Annotated in this window: 18 protein-coding genes and 1 tRNA gene; 11 read left to right on the top strand and 8 right to left on the bottom strand. The window is 55.3% G+C overall.

Annotated elements, in window-relative coordinates; genetic code table 11:
* Nucleotides 1–4 precede the first annotated feature (4 nt).
* Nucleotides 5–859 carry a dTDP-4-dehydrorhamnose reductase gene (gene rfbD, locus VGR81_08075; protein ID HEV2288893.1) on the top strand — a complete coding sequence of 285 codons (855 nt, stop codon included), beginning with the start codon at nt 5–7 and terminating at the stop codon, nt 857–859.
* A gap of 31 nt (nt 860–890) precedes the next feature.
* Here the strand turns inward: rfbD and VGR81_08070 are convergent, their stop codons facing one another.
* The 3 genes from VGR81_08070 to VGR81_08060 form a co-directional block, all read right to left on the bottom strand.
* Complete coding sequence (locus VGR81_08070) at nt 891–1757, bottom strand: 2OG-Fe(II) oxygenase (GenBank protein HEV2288892.1); 867 nt, start codon at nt 1755–1757, stop codon at nt 891–893.
* Between the two features lie 130 nt (nt 1758–1887).
* Nucleotides 1888–3357 (bottom strand): hypothetical protein, encoded by a 1470-nt coding sequence (locus tag VGR81_08065; protein ID HEV2288891.1) that lies wholly within the window; start codon nt 3355–3357, stop codon nt 1888–1890.
* A 117-nt stretch (nt 3358–3474) separates the two neighbouring features.
* On the bottom strand, nt 3475–4278 hold the full coding sequence (locus tag VGR81_08060) for a glycosyltransferase family 2 protein (GenBank protein HEV2288890.1): 804 nt from the start codon (nt 4276–4278) through the stop codon (nt 3475–3477).
* A 235-nt stretch (nt 4279–4513) separates the two neighbouring features.
* Here VGR81_08060 and VGR81_08055 point away from each other — a divergent pair, with 235 nt between their 5' ends.
* From VGR81_08055 to hpnI, 6 genes are all read left to right on the top strand, one after another.
* Complete coding sequence (locus tag VGR81_08055; GenBank protein ID HEV2288889.1) at nt 4514–5728, top strand: ABC transporter permease; 1215 nt, start codon at nt 4514–4516, stop codon at nt 5726–5728.
* 7 nt (nt 5729–5735) lie between these two features.
* Nucleotides 5736–7124, top strand: a complete 1389-nt coding sequence (locus VGR81_08050) for a TolC family protein (protein HEV2288888.1) — start codon at nt 5736–5738, stop codon at nt 7122–7124.
* A 113-nt stretch (nt 7125–7237) separates the two neighbouring features.
* Entirely contained in the window at nt 7238–8773 is a 1536-nt protein-coding gene (gene hpnJ / locus VGR81_08045; GenBank protein HEV2288887.1) for a hopanoid biosynthesis associated radical SAM protein HpnJ, read from the top strand.
* Nucleotides 8770–9186: an EamA family transporter gene (locus VGR81_08040; GenBank protein HEV2288886.1), complete on the top strand. Its 417-nt coding sequence runs from the start codon at nt 8770–8772 to the stop codon at nt 9184–9186. Before hpnJ ends, VGR81_08040 begins: the two co-directional genes overlap by 4 nt.
* Complete coding sequence (locus VGR81_08035) at nt 9183–9557, top strand: EamA family transporter (GenBank protein HEV2288885.1); 375 nt, start codon at nt 9183–9185, stop codon at nt 9555–9557. The genes VGR81_08040 and VGR81_08035 overlap by 4 nt, the downstream gene beginning before the upstream one ends.
* Nucleotides 9558–9602: 45 nt before the next feature.
* Complete coding sequence (gene hpnI, locus VGR81_08030; GenBank protein ID HEV2288884.1) at nt 9603–10748, top strand: bacteriohopanetetrol glucosamine biosynthesis glycosyltransferase HpnI; 1146 nt, start codon at nt 9603–9605, stop codon at nt 10746–10748.
* A 45-nt stretch (nt 10749–10793) separates the two neighbouring features.
* On the opposite strand, the gene VGR81_08025 is transcribed toward hpnI, so the two are convergent.
* Nucleotides 10794–12569, bottom strand: coding sequence for a TonB family protein (locus VGR81_08025; GenBank protein ID HEV2288883.1), 1776 nt, complete (start codon nt 12567–12569; stop codon nt 10794–10796).
* A gap of 295 nt (nt 12570–12864) precedes the next feature.
* On the opposite strand from VGR81_08025, the gene VGR81_08020 reads away from it, so the two are divergent.
* Nucleotides 12865–12939: transfer RNA gene (locus tag VGR81_08020), tRNA-Gln, on the top strand.
* 69 nt (nt 12940–13008) lie between these two features.
* Here the strand turns inward: VGR81_08020 and VGR81_08015 are convergent.
* Nucleotides 13009–14571 (bottom strand): glycoside hydrolase family 27 protein, encoded by a 1563-nt coding sequence (locus tag VGR81_08015; protein ID HEV2288882.1) that lies wholly within the window; start codon nt 14569–14571, stop codon nt 13009–13011.
* Between the two features lie 267 nt (nt 14572–14838).
* Here VGR81_08015 and VGR81_08010 point away from each other — a divergent pair, with 267 nt between their 5' ends.
* From VGR81_08010 to VGR81_08000, 3 genes are all read left to right on the top strand, one after another.
* A complete protein-coding gene (locus VGR81_08010) occupies nt 14839–16128 on the top strand; it encodes an SGNH/GDSL hydrolase family protein (protein HEV2288881.1) in 1290 nt (429 codons plus the stop codon).
* A gap of 76 nt (nt 16129–16204) precedes the next feature.
* Entirely contained in the window at nt 16205–18886 is a 2682-nt protein-coding gene (locus VGR81_08005; protein HEV2288880.1) for a hypothetical protein, read from the top strand.
* Nucleotides 18887–18952: 66 nt separating this feature from the next.
* Complete coding sequence (locus tag VGR81_08000; GenBank protein HEV2288879.1) at nt 18953–19453, top strand: DinB family protein; 501 nt, start codon at nt 18953–18955, stop codon at nt 19451–19453.
* Between the two features lie 59 nt (nt 19454–19512).
* Here the strand turns inward: VGR81_08000 and VGR81_07995 are convergent, their stop codons facing one another.
* From VGR81_07995 to VGR81_07985, 3 genes are all read right to left on the bottom strand, one after another.
* Nucleotides 19513–20043 carry a peroxidase-related enzyme gene (locus VGR81_07995; GenBank protein ID HEV2288878.1) on the bottom strand — a complete coding sequence of 177 codons (531 nt, stop codon included), beginning with the start codon at nt 20041–20043 and terminating at the stop codon, nt 19513–19515.
* A 178-nt stretch (nt 20044–20221) separates the two neighbouring features.
* Nucleotides 20222–20845: a hypothetical protein gene (locus tag VGR81_07990; protein ID HEV2288877.1), complete on the bottom strand. Its 624-nt coding sequence runs from the start codon at nt 20843–20845 to the stop codon at nt 20222–20224.
* 29 nt (nt 20846–20874) lie between these two features.
* On the bottom strand, nt 20875–21636 hold the full coding sequence (locus VGR81_07985) for a hypothetical protein (GenBank protein HEV2288876.1): 762 nt from the start codon (nt 21634–21636) through the stop codon (nt 20875–20877).
* Between the last annotated feature and the right edge of the window lie 70 nt (nt 21637–21706).

Here is a 21706-nt window from a genome sequence, read left to right as displayed (position 1 = left end):
TGCCTTGAAAATCTTTCTCACCGGCAAACAAGGGATGCTTGCTCGGGCGATTGCCGAAGTCCTGGCTCCACGCCACGAAATTTCTGCTGTTTCGCATGGCGAAGCGGACATCACGGATGCGGCAGCCATCGCTCGCGCTGTGGAATCTGCTCAGCCCGATGTCGTTGTAAATGCGGCGGGATTTACCAACGTGGACGCTTGCGAAACGCAGCGGGAGCTCGCCTTTCGCGTAAATGCCGAAGGTCCTGGCAATATTGCGCTTGCTTGCAAACGCCTGGGCATTGGCATGATGCACATCAGTACGGATTACGTGTTCGATGGGACAAAGGCCGAGCCGTACGTGGAAGAGGACGAACCACGGCCACTGAGCGTCTATGGCAAAAGCAAATTGCAAGGCGAAAGGGAAGTGCAGCGCCACCTCGAACGGTCATGGATTGTTCGCATCTGCAGTGTCTTCGGGCCGTACCGCAGGAATTTTGTCGCGCTCGTCGTGGGCAAGGGGCGCAAAGGCGAACCGCTTCGCATCGTCGAGGGCTTACAGTTCGCACCCACGTACACATTCGACGCCGCAGCCGGCATCGAGCAAATCCTTGCGCGCGGGCCGCACGGTATCTACCACTTGACGAATCAAGGGTTCACCTCGCGCATCGATTTCACGCGCGAAATCCTTCGCCAGGCTGGCTTTCCGAACATCCCTGTGATTCCGATAACGAGCGAAGAGGAAAATCGTCCTGCGATGCGGCCAAAAAACTCGCGGCTGGAGAATGCGCGGCTAAAGCGTGAAGGGTTGCCGTTGCTGCCTCCGTGGCCGGATGCGGTCCAACGCTATCTGGCGCAGTTGGCAAACGAAAATCAATGAACTTTTGATTTGCTGCTGGATTTTTGCGTAATTACTTCTTCCGCGACAGAAAACCAAGCACCTTGCTGGCTAAGTCATCGCCTATCCCAAAGGTTTCTTTAGCGCGTGAATAGAGATGGACGGCTTTCTTGTCGAGCCAGATCATTGCGGCCTTGGCTTTCGTGTCGTTGGGGCGCGCTTGATAGTTCGTTGAGTGCCCAATGCAGTTGGGATCGGTTTCAATCGTGTAGTAGTAGAGTGCCAGGCTCTTGCGAGAGACGTTTTCCGGGCATGTGAGTTTTTCCGGGAAGCCGTGATATGACTCGTCAGTAGTGCTGAAAACAAGGACATGATTCAGAAGCGGCGGAACGCTTGCAGCACAATGCTGCATGTCCTTGTCCCATAATTCAATCGCTCCACCCCAATCCGCCTGCCACTCCGGATTCAAATAAAGAATCAGGTTCAGCCTGCGCCGCCAGTTTTTCTGATGATGATGCATGGTGAAATCGGCGTGCAGGTTCAAGAATCCGCCTCGCGAGGATTGATGCAAGCCGCCACCCTCAAGCGTCGGATCGGATAAGAGATTCTGAATTCCAGTCAGTTCCGAGAGCCATGCAAGAAAATCGGCAGAGTTCAATTCGTCGACCACTTTGCCGAGCACGCTCGGAAACATCTCTCGCTTGGTGAGGCCGGACTTGTTTTCGTTGAAATGTTTGTACTGAATCCAGGCGTCGCTCGATGGAGCGGGAAATTCGTCGGCCAGCGCACGCGCGGTCGCCGCATCAAGAAAATTATCCAGATGAATATGCGGGAACGGCGTCGCTTCCTTGTATCTTTTCGACAGTGCCGGCAACTCCAAAGCCCAGCGACTATAGGGGAAAAGCCGCGGTCTTTCCGTTGTGGCCGTTGCAGTCGCCATGGATTGCCTGTCTTTCTTCGTCTCTAACATTGGCGCCGAAAAAAAGTTCGATGATGCATCAACATGTTTCGTTGCGCCGCCGGAGTATAAAACAGAGTTCGCATTTGTGAAACACATTGTAACAAGCGCATCACGGAATCGCACAAACTGCTACCGCCGCGTTTTGATAGGCGCAATGTATGTCCGCTGGCGCGGGCTGTTGGATGACGACCCAGGTCACGCCATAGGTTTTTTTCAAGCGCTCAAAGTCAGCCGCACGAAAATGCTTCCATCCATTCGCTGCTCGTACTTGCGCTTCGCAGTCATCGGCGAGCGGAAGCCAGGGATAGAGCACCGCTGCGCTCCAATCTTTTTCTCCGTCGGCCAATCGGCTGCGCTCGGCGTTGGCGCGAAAGCCTTGATAGTTTTCTTCGGGCAATGCCATGTAGTGAGGATCGAGCGCAAAAATGGCGTCGGGAGCCGTGTTTCCTCGAATCCAGACAAACGCCTTAAGCCAGGCGTTCTCCGGCGCCGCGCCAGGCCATTCCACGTGCTGTGTAGCCGGAAAAAGCTGCAATTGCGCGAAGCACATTCCAGCACACAGCGGAGCAAAGAGCAGCAGCCAGCGCACCACACGACCTTTCAGAATTGCTTCTCCGATCAAGCCACCGGCAAACAAGAAGAAAAGCGTGTAGACAAGTTGCAGGCTCCTCATCGGCTGATAGGGCGTGAGAATTTCCAGACTGTGTGGAATCGTGACAATCAACCCTGCCGCGAAGCAAATTGCCTCGAACACCAACGTGACTTCGGCCAGTCTCTCAAATGCGGCATTTCCCCGTCGCCGCGCGATTCGGATGATCCACCAGAGAATTGCCAGAGGCGCGAGAATTCCGAGCCATTCGTACCATTCCCAACGCGGCAGAAAATAATAGCGGTGATCCTCCAGACATTGCCAGTATACCGCCGAGGGCTGTTTTCCAAAGATTCGCGCAACGGGTAGAAAGAGCAGCAATGCGGCTGACGATGCAGCGGACGATCGTTGCTTAAGTTTTTCGAGAATCAGAAGCAGCGCGACAAAGAACAGTCCGAAAACGGTCATGAAAGGGTGGACTACAGCTGTAATCGCCAGCCATAGCACCGTGAGCAGGTATTTCTTGTCCAGCGCCGCGTCGATCGCAAAGAGAACGGCAAAAGCGGAAATGGATCGCGGATTCAGGTACTCATCGAAAATGTAGAGTGACGTGCCCGCAACCGGCAACGTCAGCAGCGCAGCAACCATCGTCACCGCACCCCAACGTCCGGCAGCGGTCGAGAAGCACTTCGAAGCGATTTTCCAGCATGCAAGAAGGAAGAGGAATATCGACGCGAGATACCAAGAGAAAAGCGCCCAATCGAGCGAAAGGTGCGTGAATCGCGCCGTCCAGGCGATCAAATGGGGGAAAAGCGTCAGGTGCGAATTGGCTTCGAAAAATTCCCGCCCGAACGGGTAATACGAAGGATGAAGAAACCTGACAATCGCGGAAACATAGATTTCCGCATCTTCCGCGCGCGGATGGTAGCCGTGAACGAGCAGCGCGCCAAATGTCAGGAGGAGTAGAAAACCGATTTCTTTGCGCTTCACGCGGGTCTCCCTCGAGAATTCGGCTGCGCCGCTTTATTCGGCATTTTTTCCGTTTCTTGCGGGGCCTTGGGGAGGACCAAGTTCACTGGCAATATGTGCAACAGCTGGCTGCACAGCTCACACACGGGCGGATACAACTTTGCGCGCACCATTCGAATAGTATTTCAGATCAAGCTTGCGCCCGGTTTCCTTGAAAATGCGAAAGCGCATCAGTCCCCATTTCTGAAGCGCAAATTTCAAAGAAGTCGCCACGACACCCAAACCATAGCGCACACTTCGGCGAAAATTAATCGACGATGCCTCTTCGAAATACCGCGCCGGGCAGGAAATTTCGCCGACTCGAAATCCGAAGTAGAGCACTTGTGCCAGGACTTCATTGTCGAATACGAAATCATCCGAATCTTCCAGCAGCGGAAGCGCCAGCAGAACTTCGCGGCTGAACGCACGGTAGCCAGTGTGATATTCAGAGAGCTTAGCGCCGAGCAGGAGATTTTCAAAGGCGGTCAGAAATCGATTGGAAATATATTTGTAAAGCGGCATTCCTCCGCGGATCGCCCCGCCGCCAAGAATGCGCGAGCCCAGCGCCACATCGCAGCTGCCGCAGGCAATAAGCCCCGCCAGCGACGGGACCAGAGCGGGATTGTACTGATAATCGGGATGCAGCATCACCACGATATCGGCGCCCGCAGCCAGCGCCTCGCGATAACACGTCTGCTGGTTGCGCCCATATCCATAATTGCGGTCATGCACGAAAACCTGCAAGCCGAGTTTCTCGGCGAGCTTCACGGTCCCATCCGTGCTCGAATCGTCCACCAGAATTTTCATATCAACTACATCGGGAAGATCGTGAAGAGTTGCTTCCAGTGTTTTCTCGGCATTATAGGCGGGCATGACAACAGCGATGCTCTTACCTTGGATCATTCACACTCCGTCAGATTTCTTGCTTTCTGTTGCCGTTTCTGATTGGGACTTCTCCTGAAGCTTGTAAGTTAGTCCCTGCGGTTTGCGATGCACAGCGATTCTTGAAGTGTTCCAAGAGCTCACTTGCCGCATCCTAATGGGTGCTGCTGTGTGCGTCAAGAATTATCCGACTCCGCAGAATTCGGATTTGCTATAGTGAGGCGAAGCGCACACGCCGTGAGAAAAGGCTAACAGCATGGTCTGGTCTGAAACATGGAATTTGGCGATGGAGTCGCTGCGCGCCAACAAAATGCGCGCGATGCTCACCATGCTCGGCGTCGTCATCGGCAGCGCCTGCATCATCCTTGTTGTCACTGTAGCTCTTGCCGGCAAGCAATTTATTATCGGAGAAATCGAAGCCGTCGGCTCGAACATCGTTTATGCATCTCTGACGACGCCATTCGGACAGCCTTCCGCCATATCGGACCAGATCTCTCTTGGCGACATGGAAGCGATCAAACGCGGCATCCCGCAAGTCTCGGCGGTCGCTGGAACGCACGACATTTCCATGCCGGTCGGCGCAGACGAGGGTGCGCGTCCAGCAAGTTTGGTTGGCGTGACGCAAGAGTTTCAGCGCATTCGCAATCTGCTTATCGTCAGCGGGCGTTATTTCGATGACGGAGATTTCATAACCAGCAGCAAAGTATGTCTGCTGACCGAACATCTGGCCAAACTGGCATTCCCCTACGAAGACCCGGTGGGGAAAAACATCCATATCGGCGATCTAAGCTTCGTAGTGATTGGCGTTTTCCGCGAACGAGCTCAAACCTTTGGGCAGACTGAAATCACGACGGACTCCGCGCTCGTTCCTTTCCCATTGATTCAGTATTTCACGGGTCAGAATTTCATCAAGACCTTTTACGCCCAGGCTGATAATCCGCAGGATGTTCCCCTTGCGACTCAGGATGTCGGCGATATTTTAAGAAGCCGGCACCGCCCCGGTGCAGAGTATCAGGTGCAAAACTTATCTTCCATCCTGGAGGCGGCTAGAAATATTTCGCTGGCACTGACAATTGTCCTCCTGCTCATCGCTATGATTGCCTTGGTGATCAGCGGGATCGGCATCATGAATATCATGCTTGTCAGTGTCACTGAGCGAACGAGAGAAATCGGAATCCGCAAAGCGGTTGGGGCTCGCCAGCAGGAAATCCTCTATCAATTTCTTATGGAGGCGGCGCTCATCAGCGGGCTCGGCGCGATTGTCGGCGTTTTCATTGGTGTGATGATTCCGTTCGCGATTTCCGCCGTTGTGCAGCTTTTTCCTGACCTCGGCAACATCTCTATTCCGGTTTCCTGGGGCTCCGTGCTCTTAGCGTTTACCGTTTCGTGCGCGACAGGCGTTTTTTTCGGTTATCTTCCGGCAAGTAAGGCAGCTAAACTTCAGGCAGTTGAGTCACTCCACTACGAATGAGACGAAAATGAAAAAAAATCTCGCATGGACGTTTGTATTTGTTGGGATACTTTTTGGCGCGCCGATTTTGGCGCAGGAAGCGCCGCACTCCATAAAACTCCAGCTTCAGAGCCAGACCGGAGCCGTGACCGCGTTGCCACAAGCTGAATCTGCGCAGTCCCCCGATGGCACGCAAGTTCTCACACTCGATAAGATCGTGACGATGGCGATGCAACACAGCCCTGAGCTGGCACTTGCCCGCGCGCGCTACGTTGTGGCGAAGAATCAGGCGGGGCTCGACCGCTCTGATTTTCATCCCAACCTCTACACGGGGGCCGGCTATATCTACACCAATGGCATTCCCGAAACGCCCAGTGGCTCGGTCCCCTCGGTTTTTGAGCTTGCTTATAGTCAGGACATCTTCGATCCAGTCAAACGCGGAATTCAGCATTCCGATGAAGATCTGGCCAAGAACCAGGAACTCGAATATCAGAATACACGCGACAAGGTAATGGCCGATGCTGCCCTGGATTATCTCGAATTGGCTGCCGTTCGCCACTCCCTCGCGCTGCTGCTCGATGACCAGCAAAGTCAGCAAAAGATCCTGGATGTGACGCGCGAGCGTGCCCAGGCGGGCCTCGAACTTCCCGCGACGCTGACCGAAGACGAACTTAATTTGGCAAAAACAGAGCAAAAGATCGTGGAATATCAAAGCCGGGATGAGACTCTATCCAGCCAGATTCGCGAATTGGCTGGACTTGCTCCCGATACACCTCTCCAGGTTTCCCTTTCCGAACAACTTCCCGCGCAGCCGGGCATTTCTGCATCAAATAATTTAGTCGGCGCGGCAGTGGACCACAGTTTTGCCATTCGGGAGGCTGAAAACGTGCGCAGTGCGCGTGATCATGTGTATCGTGGCGCGAAGGATGCCTACTGGCCTACGATTTCGTTCGTTGGCGAATATAGCGTCTTGAGCGACATCAACAATTACCAGCAATATTTTCGCCAGTACCAGCAAAACAACGTGAACGTGGGCGTGCAGATAACCATTCCGATTTTCGCCGCGCGAACGTCAGCCAATGCCGCACTGGCAAAGAGCCAATTGAATGAGGCCGAACTCGAATTAGCCAATCAAAAAACGACTGTGCGCATGGGCGCGGAAGAAAAAATCCGTACGTTGAAGGAAAAAGAGGCAGGAAGCGAAGTAGCGCGTTTAGACTTGGAACTCGCGCAGGAGCAGCTCCAAAGCAAGCAGGTGGAATTCGATCAGGGCCAGGCCAAGCTCCGCGACCTGGAGCAGGCGCGGGTCAAGGAAAATGACAAGTGGCTGGCGTTCTTGGACGCGGATCTTGCCCGGGAGCGCGCGGAGGTTGATCTTCTGCAAGCCACTGGGCAATTGGCACAAGCGTTCCACTGAGGGAACTTTTCGCAAACGATTTCTATTCGCAGGGGTGTGAATTCGAGTAGAATGGTTTTTTCAACCCTGCGGAGTATTACCTATCGTGCCGTCCCGCACGAGGAGGATGTTGAATGGCGTCTGTAATGAAAACGCTTTTGCTCAATCCACCGAGCTTTGAGAATTTCGATGGCGGCGCAAGTTCGCGCTGGCCGGCTACGCGTGAGATCGAGTCCTATTGGTATCCGGTTTGGCTGACGTATCCCGCGGGCATGCTGCCCGGCAGTCGTTTGCTCGATGCTCCTCCGCATAAAGTAACTCCCAAGCAAACCGTCGAAATCGCCAAAGACTATGAATTTGTCGTCCTGTTCACGTCCACGGTCGGTTTCGAGAGCGACCTGAAGATGGCTCGCGCCATGAAGGAAATGAAGCCCAGCCTGAAAATCGCCTTCGTTGGCCCGCATGTGCAAATCAAGCCCAATGAAAGCCTGATGGCTAGCTCGGACATCGATTTCATCGTGCGCGGCGAGTTCGATTACGCCGTCGTCGATTATGCCAATGGCAAACCGCTCAGCGAAATTGCCAACGCCAGCTATATCAAGGACGGCCAGGTGGTTCACAATCCCACGCGGCCTCCGCTCCATACAGCCGAGCTCGACGAGCTGCCCTTCGCGACGGACGTCTACAAGCGCGATTTGACGATCGAACGCTATAACGTGCCGTTCCTGCTTCATCCATTCGTTTCGTTTTATACTTCGCGCGGCTGTCCGGCCCAGTGCACGTTCTGCCTTTGGCCGCAGACGCTCTCGGGGCACACCTGGCGTGTACGCTCCGTCGACAGTGTGGCCCGCGAATTCGAGCAAGCTCACAAGTTGTTTCCGCAAGCAAAAGAATTCTTCTTCGATGACGATACATTCAATATCCGCAAGGATCGTGTCATCGAACTTTGCAAGCGTTTCAAGCCCGTGGGCTTCCGGTGGTCCTGCACAGCGCGCGTGCACAGCGACTACGAAACCTTGAAAGCCATGGCCGACGCTGGAGCGCGTCTCTTTATCGTCGGCTTCGAGTCCGGCGATCCGCAAATTCTCAAGAACATCAAGAAGGGCGCGACGGTCGAGATGGCTCGCAGCTTCGCCGCCAATTGCAAGAAGGTCGGCATTCGCATTCACGGCGATTTCATCATTGGACTTCCCGGCGAGACCAAAGAAACAATTCAGCGCACGATTGATTTTGCGCGCGACCTCGATTGTGAAACGATTCAAGTCTCGATGGCCCATGCCTACCCGGGCACGGAACTTTACACCTTGGCAAACGCCAACGGGTTCTTGGCTACGGAAGCTCTCGCCGATTCCGGCGGCCATCAGTTGCCGCATCTCGTCTATCCGGGCCTGAACCGCGAGCAAATGATGGACGCGGTGAATCGCTTCTATGATTCTTACTATTTCCGTCCGCGCGTTGTGTGGCGCATTGTCCGCGAAGCCCTCTGGGATGCGAACGAACGGAAGCGCCTGTTCCATGAGGCTGTATCCTTCATGAAACTGCGCTCGGAGCGCGGAAAATACGCCAAGACGGGCAAGGCGCCCGCATCTAAAGAGCCGCCATCAATCAGCGTCCAGCCAATTTCGTCTCATTCGAACACAGAATTTCCGACAGAAACCCAGGGCGCATGAGTTTTTCACATCGTTTGCACGGCAAGACGATCCTTCTGATCAGTCTGATGGCGCTTTTCGGGCCGCTCGGTGACGTATTGCTCCGCAAGGGCATGAAACAAATTGGCGCCGTGTCGAATTGGCGGCCTGAGGCGCTGTTTGCCACATTCGATAGGACATTTCATACCGGCTCGATCTGGCTGGGAATCTCCTCCCTGTTTCTATTCTTCATCGCTTATCTTTTGGTGCTTTCCTGGGCCGACTATAGCTATGTGCAGCCGGCCTCCGCGACGGGTTACCTGGTTGTCGCCGTGCTGGGTTATTTGCTCCTTGGCGAAGCGATTCCCTGGATGCGCTGGATTGGTGTGCTTGTGATTTTCATCGGCGTGGTGCTCGTTGGCGGCACGCCGCCGCGAACGACGGAGGAAGGATGAGCGTTCGCGACGCCATTTCGCTGGCCATCATCATTTTCGGCGGAACGGGAGGAGAGCTCGCGGTCACGCGCGCGATGAAGCACATCGGCGAGGTGCAGCGTTTCCATCCGCGTCACTTGCTCCGGACCATCTTCAGCGCTTTCCGCGTTGGCTGGATGTGGTTCGGAATCAGCTTGATGACTTTGTCGTTTTTCGCGCTCCTCGCGCTGCTTTCCTGGGAAAATGTCAGCTTCGTCGTGCCGGTCACGGCGCTCAGCTATGTCGTTGGCGCCTTGGGCGGCAAGTTTCTTCTCGGTGAGCAAGTCGAGCCTAAGCGCTGGATCGGCGTCCTGCTGGTCTGCCTCGGAGTCGTTCTAGTCTGCGTAGCTTGACCCAAGGATTCATCGCGCGATCTGGGCGCGCGCCAAGGACACGGCATGTGGCATGAAATCCTGCGCTGGTCGCTGCTGGCTTTGGCAATCGGTCCTTTCGGATACTATTTGCTGGCCATTACTGCCGCGCGGCGTTTCTTTCGCAATCGCCCTCCCATCCAAAAAGATTTCACGCCGCCCGTCAGCGTGCTGAAGCCTGTGCGCGGGCTCGACCGCGAAGCCTACGAAAACTATGCAAGTTTTTGCCGCCAGGAATATCCCGAGTTTGAAATCATCTTTGGCGTCACGGAAGATTCCGATCCAGCCATACCGATCATTCACAAACTGATGCAGGATTTTCCGCAATGCAAGATTCGCTTACTCATCGGAGCCGAGCCCTTGGGCACCGGCGATAAAGTGAACAAACTCTGCCGCATGGTGCGCGAAGCGCAGTACGACATTCTCATCATCAGCGACAGCGACATTCGCGTCGCCCCCGGCTACCTTTACGCCGTCGCGGGACCGTTCGCCGATCCTAAAGTTGGCGCCGTCACGTGCCTTTATCGCGGCATTACCGATGGAACGCTCGTTTCCGAAATGGAGGCGCTCGGAAACACGTCGGATTTCGACGCAGGTGTGCTCTCCGCCTGGCAACTTGGTGGCGTGGATTTCACTCTCGGGGCCACAATGGCGACAACGAAGGAGCGGTTGGCGCAGATTGGTGGCTTCGAAGCGCTTGTGGATCATTTCTCCGACGATTACGAACTAGGCCATCGCATCCATGCCCTCGGCTACCGCGTCGAGGTCACCACTTTCCCCGTGTTCACTGTTTTTCCGACGCAGACGCTGGCGCAGTGTTTTCGCCACCAGGTCCGTTGGAATTTGACGATGAAGCATTCTCAGCCCTGGGGCCACTTTTCTCTGATCTTCACGCAGGGCCTGCCCTGGGCCATTCTTGCAGCTGCGATAGCGCCATGGTGGCAGCTTTCGGTTTTTTATTTGGCGGGATATGCCGTACTACGTGGCACGATGGCCTGGACCGTCGGTGTTTGGGGCGTAAACGATCCTTTGCTGCGCAAGAAGATGTATCTCGTGCCCGTGCGCGATGCTTTCGCATTCGTTGTCTGGCTGACGAGTTTCTTCAAGCGCCGCATCGAATGGCGTGGAGCATACTATTACATCCGCAATAAAAGACTGGTTCCCGCTGGCTAGTGACCATCCGCAGGATGGGATTTGTAGTTAATCGAGGCTTTTAGTTTACCGGTGCAGACGAAAGTTAACCATCACTACATATTCCGTCGCCACCGGTTTGCCATCCAGGGTCGCGGGGGAGTATCTCCATTGGCGGACCGCATCGATCGCGGCGGTTTGTAACACAGTCGGACCCTTAAGCACTTTGGCGGACGTCACTTTCCCTTTTGCGTCGATCTGTGCCTCGATCTGTACATCGCCTTCGATCTGCGACGTGATAGCAGCCTGAGGGTAGATCGGATTTACCGAATGCATCAACTTCGGGGGCGTAGCGCGCCCGCCTTGCACCGGTAGGGGTTTCGACGCAACCGGCGGAGGTGATGCCGGAGTGGGAAGATTCGATCCGGTGCTTCCCGGAACAAGCGAGTTCAATCCTTCCGCTGCCGTGCCAACTGCATTCGTGCCGCCGATTTCCGGAGGTTGTGCGCTGATGGTGGCCGCTGCGTGGGGCGTGATTGCAGCATGTGCAGATAGATCCCCGGCGTAGATATTCGCCGAGGTATTCGAGGATGCCTGATCCTCATCGGAATTGATGACTTTCTCTCCGCTGTGCACTGGCGTAACTGTAATCGCCGTTTGCGGCGGCGTGCTGGCGTGACCGGTTTCTGCGAAGCTTGCCGTCTTTGCCGCCGGAGAATCGCTCAGGGGCGGCGTGGGCACTGCACTCGACGGCGGTGCCGTCGGTTGCGACGCCGCTGGAGTTGCCGACGTCTGCGCGGCAACGGAATTAGCCCTCGATCTCTGCAAGAGCCCAAAGGGCAGTGGATGGTTCCGCAGATAATATCCCGCTCCTGCCGCAAGTCCCAGAACAACTATGACAATGCTGGTGATAGCAAAGGCGTGCGATCGCGGCTTTGCTGCCGCGGGCTGCGAGATCGAAGAAGGATCAAATGATGTTTGAATGTTGACTGGGCTCGGCCGCGTCACTTCGGGCTCGCGCGAAAAAACTTCTTCTTCGGTCGAAAGCGTGTCAAAGGCCGGTGGCTCCGAACTGCCGCGCATCGTCGGGGCGGAATTGGCATTGGAACGGCTCGACGCTGCTGGAACCGGCGGCTTCGCTGGCGCCACCAACGGTTTCGTCGGAATTCCAATCTTCATTTCGATAGCCGGCTGTTCGTTCGCCAGCGGTACGAGTTCTTCCTGCTGTCCGATCTTCGGTGCCGCATATTCAATTGTCGGCGGAGCAGCGACGACAGGCTTTTTTTCCACTGGTACCGGAATCGAAGTCTCTCGAACGGCGGGGCTGGCAGCGCTTACGGTAATGGGCGCCACATCGATTCGCGGCGTTGCGGGAACAATGGCAGCGGCTGGAATTGCCGGCTTCGCCGAAATTGGCGGAGCAATGGATTCGGCAGCCGGCGCCGGTTGTTTCACTGCAGCCGCAGACTGTGGATCGGAAGGGAAGTGTATGTTCCAAAATCCCGGAGCCGGTTGAATGAACTCGAGTTTGACGTAACTCGACGCCGTCCCAGCGCTGTTGACTTGCACAATTCGGCAGAGCGCCGTTTGCTTGCTTTGCAGATTTGTCAGCACCAGCGCGTGGCCCGTGCGCACTCGCGCGCGCAATTTGACGACGCCGCCGCGCGGAAACACGATCATCGTGGTCGTGTCTTCCTCAAACGGTTCAACGTGCTCGGTGGATTCCAGAACTACGGCGGTGATTTGGGAACCATGTACGCGGACGGCTGTTTCCATCCCGATGGCTTCTGCTTCCAGCGTTTCGTTCGATTTTGTCTTTGGGCTTGCTGGAGAAACCGGGATCTCTGTCGTCGAACTCGCCATCGCGCGCTACCCTCTATATAAATTTTCCGCTGCTGCGACGGCCGCCGCAATAGTACTGGACTTAATTTCTCGAGGCCTGTACCGGAGTACAGGCCGCTGTTCGAAGGGGTGAGGTATGCGGAGAGAGTTTTTTGTCGGTCTGGATTACAAATGCTGGATGGCAATTACAACTTGCGGCGGCATGACCCTCATTTCAGAAGGTTTGTCCGTTCACGTCTGAAGCGGTTGACGAAAAATGCGTTCGTGCATAAAGTAATAAATGGATTCTCGCCCTGCTGTTTTCGTTTTGCACGGATGGGAGGTCGTACAATCGGTAGTACATCAGACTCTGGATCTGATTATCCTGGTTCGAGTCCAGGCCTCCCAGCCAAACTTCAGGCAAGATAATAAGGCCGCTTTCGCCTCTCATTCCAAGTGCTCGTATTTTTCAACAAATGCCCTACGGTGTTGGCGTCACTCGCAGCAGAACGACTCCGTGTGCCGGAACGGTCGCTGTATAGCTCGGTCCCGAAGTCTGCACATCAGCATGTTTCCAAAGGTCCCTCACCTTCAGCATCTTGGTCGTCACGCCGGCGTCACTCCATTGCACAGTGACGCTCTGCGGCTGATCGGCCTTATTGAAGAGGCCAATTGCCATCGCCCCTCCCTGGAGCCGCCGCGCTAAGACAACCGCAGTAGATTCGGAATCGGGAATTCTCTTCACGGGTGTTCCATCGGGATCCTGATCGATCGCGATCACTTCCCGATTCGTGAGGATGTCCTTAATCGCTTCCGACATTGTCCGCAAATCGTTGCCTGCAAGCAGCGGCGCCGCCAGCATCGACCACAGGCTCATGTGCGTCCGGTATTCCTCATCGCTCATGCCGCCGTTGCCGATCTCCAGCATATCGGGATCGTTCCAGTGCCCCGGCTGAATATACTTGGCGATGTCAAATTGTGAAAATCCGATCCCCGACATCGCTTTCCAGTTATCCTGAATGTCGTCGGTCGTACGCCACAGATTTCCGCCGACCTTCGCTCCCCATGTCCAAACTCCATCCTCGCCGTACTGGCACAGACTGAAAACGATCGGCCGGCCGGTCTTCAGCAAAGCATCTCCCATTTTCTGGTATACCGCTTGCATTTCGGTATTCTTGTAGATTTCTTCTGCGCTGCACCAATCGTACTTCAGGTAGTCGAAACCCCACGCCGCGTACGTATCTGCGTCCTGTTGCTCATGGCCATAACTTCCTTCGTAGCCGGCGCAAGTCTTGGGCCCTGGCGAAGAGTAGATTCCGATTTTCAATCCCTTCGAATGAACATAATCCGCGAGTGCCTTCATGTTCGGAAATTTCAGATTGCTTGTAATATTTCCATTCGCATCTCGCGAGCCTTCCCATGTGTCGTCGATGTTGATGTACGTATAGCCCGCTGCCTTCATGCCGCTCGATACCATCGCGTCGGCCATCTCGCGGACGTCTTGGTCATTCACTTTTCCAGCAAACTTGTTCCAGCTGTTCCAGCCCATCGGCGGCGTCCGTGCCAAGCCGTTATCTGGCACATTGTTCAGCGCAGGAATAGGCAGGCGAGCCGGCGGCAGCAGAATGCTAGGGCTGGTGCGAATGGCTGTCCCTTTCACCTCCGGCCTGCCAGGAAACGTGGAGGTCAGCATGATCTCGCCGTCTTTCACCACCCCGTCGTACGTGACCTTCCGCACCTGCGGCGGTCGCCAGAAGTTCACGATGAAATGAAGCACGCCATTGCGTATGCTTCCGTCGCTGATGGGCGTGCTGCGATTCGCCTCATACATGACCTTGCCCGTCACCGTCCCGCCGTCCTGCTTCAAATCCAGGTATAAGTGGTGAAAATTCCCGTCTCCTGTGGGCATTTGGAAATCCCAAAATCCGGTGACGTTGGTTTGGGCGGAGGAGGGAAGCGCGAAAAACAGCAGCGACAAAAATGCGCAAAGCCTTGCCTTCGTAAGCGCCGATCCTAATTGCGAGAAGTCATTTGAGCGTTCCATCCGTTTATGTCTAACCTCTCTGTGTTTGAAATCGCCACCGAGCATGGCGTGCTCAAATCCACAAAAAGCCTTCTGCTTGCCACGATTCCTGCGGGAGAGTGTACATCATCGCCAGCGCTACCGAAATTGGATGCTGAAGGAGTTCAGAGCTTCTCGGAGATCCGGCGCAGTCCCGAAATTTGGCTCGCGTCGGCCTTCTGGAGAAACTCGAAATTGTGGAGTTGCCGAAGTTTCTCAGCGTATACTCGCGCCGCCTTGGAGGAGACCATGAACTCTGTCTCGCGCGCAGTGCAATTTCTAGTTCGAGTCGCGGCGATTCTCTTAATTGTTCTCTCTCTGCCTTATAGGATGGGCGCACAGACTCATGAGACGGCAGAACACTGGGTGGGTACGTGGGCCGCGTCTCCGCAAATGCCGCCCGCGGATGCCGCGCAGCAGGAATCGTTGGACACCGGATTTAGCAATCAGACTGTGCGCATGATCGCGCATGTAAGCATCGGCGGAGAGGAATTGCGCGTCCGATTTTCCAACGTTTTTGGCAGTGCTGCTGTCACGCTGGGCCGCGTACATATAGCGGTGACGGACAAAGGAGCTGCGGTCGTTCCCGGAACGGATCGCCTGCTGACGTTCGGCGGCCAGCAGTCTTTCACCATCCCACCCGGCGCAATGGTGCTGAGCGATCCCGTGCATTTGCATGTGCCGCCGCTATCTCGCCTCTCAGTTAGCGTGTTTCTTCCCGCATCCACGGGCCCTGCCTCCTGGCACGCACTCGGCAATCAGACCACCTACATTTCCGGTGAGGGCGACTTCACTTCCAGTATCGATATGCCCACCGCCAGCACCGAGAAATCTTGGTACTGGCTTTCCGGTGTCGAGGTCCTTGCCGATCGCCGAACTGCCGCTATTGTGACCCTCGGCGACTCCATCACCGATGGTGCGTATTCCACCCTCGACGCAAACCATCGCTGGCCGGATATTCTCGCCGAGCAGCTCGCAGGACGCGCCAATACACATTTAGCAGTCCTCAACGAAGGAATCTCCGGAAACCGGCTCTTGCATGATGTGGCGGGTCCAAGCGCACTCGCACGCTTCGATCGCGATGTCCTCGCCCAGGATGGCGTCCGCTATCTTATCGTTCTCGAAGGAATCAACGATATCGGCTGGCCAAACATGGTTGGTGGAAAGTACGACGCCCAAGCCGTGACCGCTCAGGACATCATTGCTGCTCTTCAACAGATTGCCGAACGCGCGCATGCGCACGGCCTTTTGGTTTTGGGCGGTACGCTGACGCCGTTCGAGGGTGCATTTTATGAGACTCCGGGCGGCGAAGCTCAGCGCGAGGCGGTTAATAGCTGGATCCGCAGCAGTGGCGTCTTTGATGGTGTGATCGATTTCGACAAAGCTACGCGCGATCCCAATAAGCCAGGCCAGTTCTTGCCGGCTTACGATTCAGGAGATCATCTGCATCCGGGGGACGCCGGTTATAACGCCATGGGCCGCGCCGCTGCACAATATTTCCATTCAGCGCCTCCTGCACGAAAACATCGCCACCGGTAATCAGAGGCAGCTCTCGTAGCGCCGCCGCCGTCGAATGAGATACGATGTTGTGTTTCGATTGCCGGAGGAGCGGCGAATGACGGCCGAAGAGCGGCGCCTGGAAGAATCCCGCCAGCGCAAAGTGCATTGGAAACGATGGGGGCCTTATCTCTCCGAGCGCCAGTGGGGTACCGTCCGCGAGGACTACAGTCCCAACGGTGATGCATGGGATTATTTGCCGCACCAGCATGCCCGCTCGCGTGCCTATCGTTGGGGGGAAGATGGAATCGCCGGTTTCAGCGATCGCCACCAACGTTACTGCTTCGCTTTGGCACTTTGGAACGAGCGCGATCCTATCTTAAAGGAGCGCCTCTTCGGGCTCACGAATCTTCAGGGAAATCACGGCGAGGACGTGAAGGAATACTATTATTATCTGGACGCCACGCCAACCAGCTCTTACCTCAAATGCCTTTATAAGTATCCGCAAGCCGCATTTCCCTATGAACAGCTCGTCTCCGAAAATGAGCGCCGCACGCGTACTGATCCTGAATTCGAGCTGATCGATACCGGCGTGTTCAAAGAGAATCGCTACTTCGACGTTTTCGTCGAATATTGCAAGGAAGATGTCGAAGAAATCCTGATTCGTATCACTGCCATCAATCGCGGTCCCGATCCCGCGCCGTTGCATCTCCTCCCAACGCTGTGGTTCCGCAACACGTGGATTTGGGGTGGCCTTGTCCGCACCGCCTATGCTCAGCAAATTCCTTCGCCCATGGGCACCGCTATCATCGAGGGCAACCAGGCGGACTACGGCAAGCGCTGGCTCGTCGCCGAAGGCGCGCCCGAGCTCCTCTTCACTGAAAACGAGACGAATATAGCGCTGCTTTACGGTTTGAAGAATCCATCTCCTTACGTCAAAGATGGCATCGACAATTATGTCGTTCACGGTCAGAAGGACGCCGTCAATTCGGCGCAGAACGGCACGAAAGTTGCCGCGCATTATCAGGTGCAGCTGCAGCCGGGCGCCAGTTTTTCGATTCGTATGCGGCTGTCGGATCAATCACCGATACAGGAATCCGGTGAGTCTCCATTATCCGTTTCCGATTTCTTCGGGCCGGATTTCGAATCCACTTTCTCTCAGCGCATCCGCGAAGCCGACCAGTTTTACACCCGTCGTATCTACCACGGCATGAGCGCTGATGCGGAGATCGTCCAGCGCCAGGCGTTTGCGGGATTGCTTTGGGGCAAGCAGTCGTATCACTACGATGTAAAGACTTGGCTAACCGGAGATCCCGGCCAGCCCGCTCCTTCCCCTGACAGGCTCAGAGGCCGCAATCACGAGTGGACCCATCTTTATACCGCCGACGTCATCTCCATGCCCGACAAATGGGAGTACCCGTGGTTCGCTGCTTGGGACTTGGCATTCCATTGCGTCGCTATGGCCACGATCGATCCGGACTTCGCCAAGAGCCAGCTCGTACTCTTTCTTCGCGAATGGTTCATGCATCCGAACGGCCAAATTCCGGCCTATGAGTGGAATTTCTCTGATGCGAATCCGCCCGTACACGCTTGGGCTGCGTGGCGCGTCTACAAAATTGAGGGCCGCGTCCGCGGCAGGGCGGATCGCCGGTTTCTCGAGCGCGTCTTCCAGAAGCTTCTCCTGAATTTCACATGGTGGGTTAATCGTAAGGACCCACTTGGAAGGAATGTTTTCGAAGGAGGCTTCCTCGGTCTGGACAACATCGGGGTTTTCGATCGCTCCATGCCTCTGCCCGGCGGTGGTTACATTGACCAATCCGACAGCACAAGCTGGATGGCCATGTTTTGCCTCAATATGCTGGCTATGGCCATGGAACTCGCGCGAGAGGACTCCGTGTACGAAGACGTCGCCAGTAAATTTTTCGAGCATTTCGTCTATATCGCCGATGCGATGAACAACATGGGCGGCGAAAAAAATGGTCTGTGGGACGAAGAGGATGGTTTCTATTACGACGTCACGCATTTCTCCGATCACGAACAGGTTGCCATGAAAATCCGCTCCATGGTTGGATTAATTCCGCTCTTTGCCGTGGAGACCTTTGATCCGGAAGACATCGCTCGCCTGCCGGATTTCGAGCGCCGTATGAATTGGTTCCTACAGCATCACCCGGACGTTCCCGAGCACGTCGACATGACCCAGCGGAACGCTAAGGGTTCCCGGCGCTTGCTTCTGGCCATCACCAACAAGCGAAAAATGCTGCGCGTGATGCGTTTTATGCTGGACGAAAGCGAATTTCTTTCGCCTTATGGAATTCGCTCGCTTTCGAAATACCACAAGGATCACCCTTTTGTTTTGACGCTCGATGGCCAGCAGCATGCCGTTGACTATGAGCCCGCCGAATCCACCACTGGTCTATTCGGCGGCAATTCCAATTGGCGCGGGCCTGTGTGGTTCCCTCCGAATTTCCTGCTTATCGAGTCGCTTCAGCGCTATCACTATTACTATGGCGATGATCTGAAGGTCGAATATCCGTATGGCTCCGGCCAGCAGCGGACACTTTGGGAAGTCGCCGTCGATCTCTCCCGCCGGCTCGCGAAAATTTTTCTCGCAGACAAGGATGGTCGGCGGCCGGTTTACGGAACGAACGATTTGTTCCAGACCGATCCTCATTGGCGCAATCTCATCTTGTTTTATGAATATTTTCACGGCGAAAACGGCGCGGGCCTCGGCGCGAGTCATCAAACGGGCTGGACCGCCCTCGTATCCAAGCTCATCGAACAGAGCGGCGACCGGCATTAGATGCAGGGAAGTCGCTAGCACGCGCAAGAAATTTCTTGGAATTGGACTTCAGAGAGGAGAAACGGAATGGCGTCTATAGTCGAATCCATCTTGAACGAATTTCGCGAAGAAGTGCCGGCGACTCGCCGCATGTTGGAGAGAGTTCCGGGAGATAAGCTCGCTTGGAAACCGCATCCGAAATCCAGATCTCTCGGCGAACTGGCCCTGCACGTTGCCAATATTTTCGGCCTGGCCGAAAAGATCGTCTCATCGGATGAATTCGCCGCCGGCATTGCTCCGCCTGCGGCCATCCCTGGCGTAGAAGAAATTCGCGCCGCTTTCGAAAAAAACGCTCGCAACGGTGAAGAAGCCCTCGGCAAGCTGACCGAGCAGTCCGCGCTTGGGAGTTGGCGCCTGGTTTTCAAAGGCAAGGAGCTAACGCGCAAGACTCGCGTCGCCGCGCTGCGAACGAACATGCTGAATCACATGTATCACCATCGCGGCCAGTTGTCAGTTTATCTCCGGCTTCTGGATGTACCCGTTCCCGTGGTCTATGGTCCGACAGCGGACGAAAACCCGTTCGCCTAGCTTGTCCTGAGTCTTCTCTTTCTCGGGCGCACCATTGCTCTATTGGAGTGCCGTGATGCTCAGAAGTCTGCCACCAGTCCAAGCCCGAGCGATACGCGATTGATGTAATTGAAGATTGCCACAGTGAGTGCTGTCTCGCGGAGCGCTGCTTTGTTCCAGCCCGCGCGTATCACTTCCTCAGCGTCGGAATCCTCGATGTCCGCTGGAGCCTTCGTCAATTTCTCGGCGAAACGGAATAATGCCTTTGTCTTGTCGTCTACGGGCGCGTTCATATAATCCGTCGCCAGTTTGCGCGCCATAGGCTTCTCGATTCCAAACTGCCGTAGCACTTCCATATGGATAGCGATGCAATACATCGAGGAATTGATCCCGCTCACCACCACGCCGATCTGTTCCTTTATGCTTGCCGGAAGCGCGCCTTCGCGCATAATTGCTCCCATTATCTCCAATTGGGCCTGAATCACTTCCGGCAGCGGCCCGAGCGCCTTGAAAAAATGTGGCAGGAATCCGAAATTTTTCTCAATCTTCGCATAAATCTCGCGCAGTTCTGGACCTGCATCCCTGGCCTCGACTTCATCCACGTACGGCATGTGTCACCCCTCAGGTTTTCCTGTGATGATTACTGGCGCGTGATCCCCGTTGTCAATGCTGGAAGAAATTGTGATGAAATTTTCATTATCGTAGTTCGCGCAGTAAGCCTCACAGATGTAATAACGCGCAGAAGGGTTGGTCTGGATTGCTATGGCGCCAAAAATCACTGAATATTATCTATCTTGTTTTTTCCACCAGTTCGATCAGGATTTTTTTGCCGTTTGGCACGTCGGTCAGGAAAAAATTGACCCGCGTCCCATCCGCACCCGCGCGCGTGCTGGGATAAATCGCCGCAATCCCGAGCCTCGTGTGAATCAATTCCGCCGCCCTGGTGACATCCGGAGTGAGAAATTCGACCTGCTGAATTCCTTCCCCCATTTTCGCCAGAAATCGCGCGATCGCCCCCGTACCGCCCAGCTCGCGTGTTGTCAGGATGTCCAGATGCGCTCCGTCTCCGGCATCCCACTCGAATTCCTCCGCGTCCTGATCTGGCGGAACCTGCGCCAACCGCGGGTTCCCGAGAGCTTTGCGAATCGCGAAAAAATGTTCTGGTGTCACCACGATGCCCACCGTGGCATGATCCGACAGGAGTTTCCCAATTTCGGGCTCCGTCCGCCATTTCACAATCGCGCTCTCGGCTAGCTCGCGGCCTCGCCTGTAGAGTTCGCGCGCCGCGCTCTCTCGCGCCTGCCGCTCGGCCGAAGACAGCGCCGCAACAAGTTCGGTGATCGAGTCGTCCTTTAGACTCACAATTCCTTCAATCCAGTCGAGGATGAGCCACGACGGAAGTGTACTTGCCATACGAGGAAATGCAAAATCGGGGATCGACTCTAAGGCGTCGGTTTCGCCGGAGCCGCAGCGTTGTAATTGGAAAGTGCGACGCGCGTTTCTGCGCCCGCGTGGATTGTTGCTGGAACATCCCATCTCGCGTTCACGTCGTCTACTTGCGCTTCAACGCTGAGCGACGTGATCCAGTAGTTTCCGGGCGGTACGCCGGTGAACCCCGCATTTCCATTGATGTCTGTTTGCGTTTGCGCTACGAAGTATTTCGACTGCGTAAAATCCATCACGAGCCGCTTGATCGCAGGTCCGCGCGCCTCCTGCTTGGCGTTCCATTTCGCGCTCGGATCGATCGAATCCAGCGAGGAGTCCATCCCGTCCTTGCTCTCCGGATGCAGAAGGATGTATCGCTTCACCTTCGCGTGGTACTCATCCAATTCCTTCTGATATTTCTCCGGATCTGTCTTGGCGTCGCTTTCTTTGAATTTGGGCACCGGGAAACCGAAATTTTTGTTTGGCGCATTCAGCTTGAAATAGGCGTTCCAGAATTCCTTCACGTTGATGATGTCGTCCGGCGTCAGGCTTTGGATGAAATCCTGTCCTGTGAGTTGCGCCGTATGGTGTTTCTTCATCCAATTTTTCAGTTCCTTGGAAACCGTGAGCGCATCGATAAAAGTATTCAGGTCCGGCTTTGGCACAGCCTCATCAGCTTCCTTTTCAATCTCCGTGTAGCTTTTGCGAAGCAGGCAAAAGGGCAAGCCTCGAACTGGCTCCGCAATGCCGGCGGAAGGTGTCAGATGGACGCTAAACATGACGGACCCCGTTTGCGCGCAGGCGCGTTGCACCATGCCCAAAGGGAGTAGGGCAAAGAAAATCCCGAAG

It is taken from the genome of Candidatus Acidiferrales bacterium (genome assembly GCA_035934015.1).
In the GTDB taxonomy this organism is placed as follows: Bacteria; Acidobacteriota; Terriglobia; order Acidiferrales; family UBA7541; genus DAHUXN01.
Note: the sequence above shows the minus strand (reverse complement) of the source record. Positions and strands in the feature narration are given on the sequence as shown.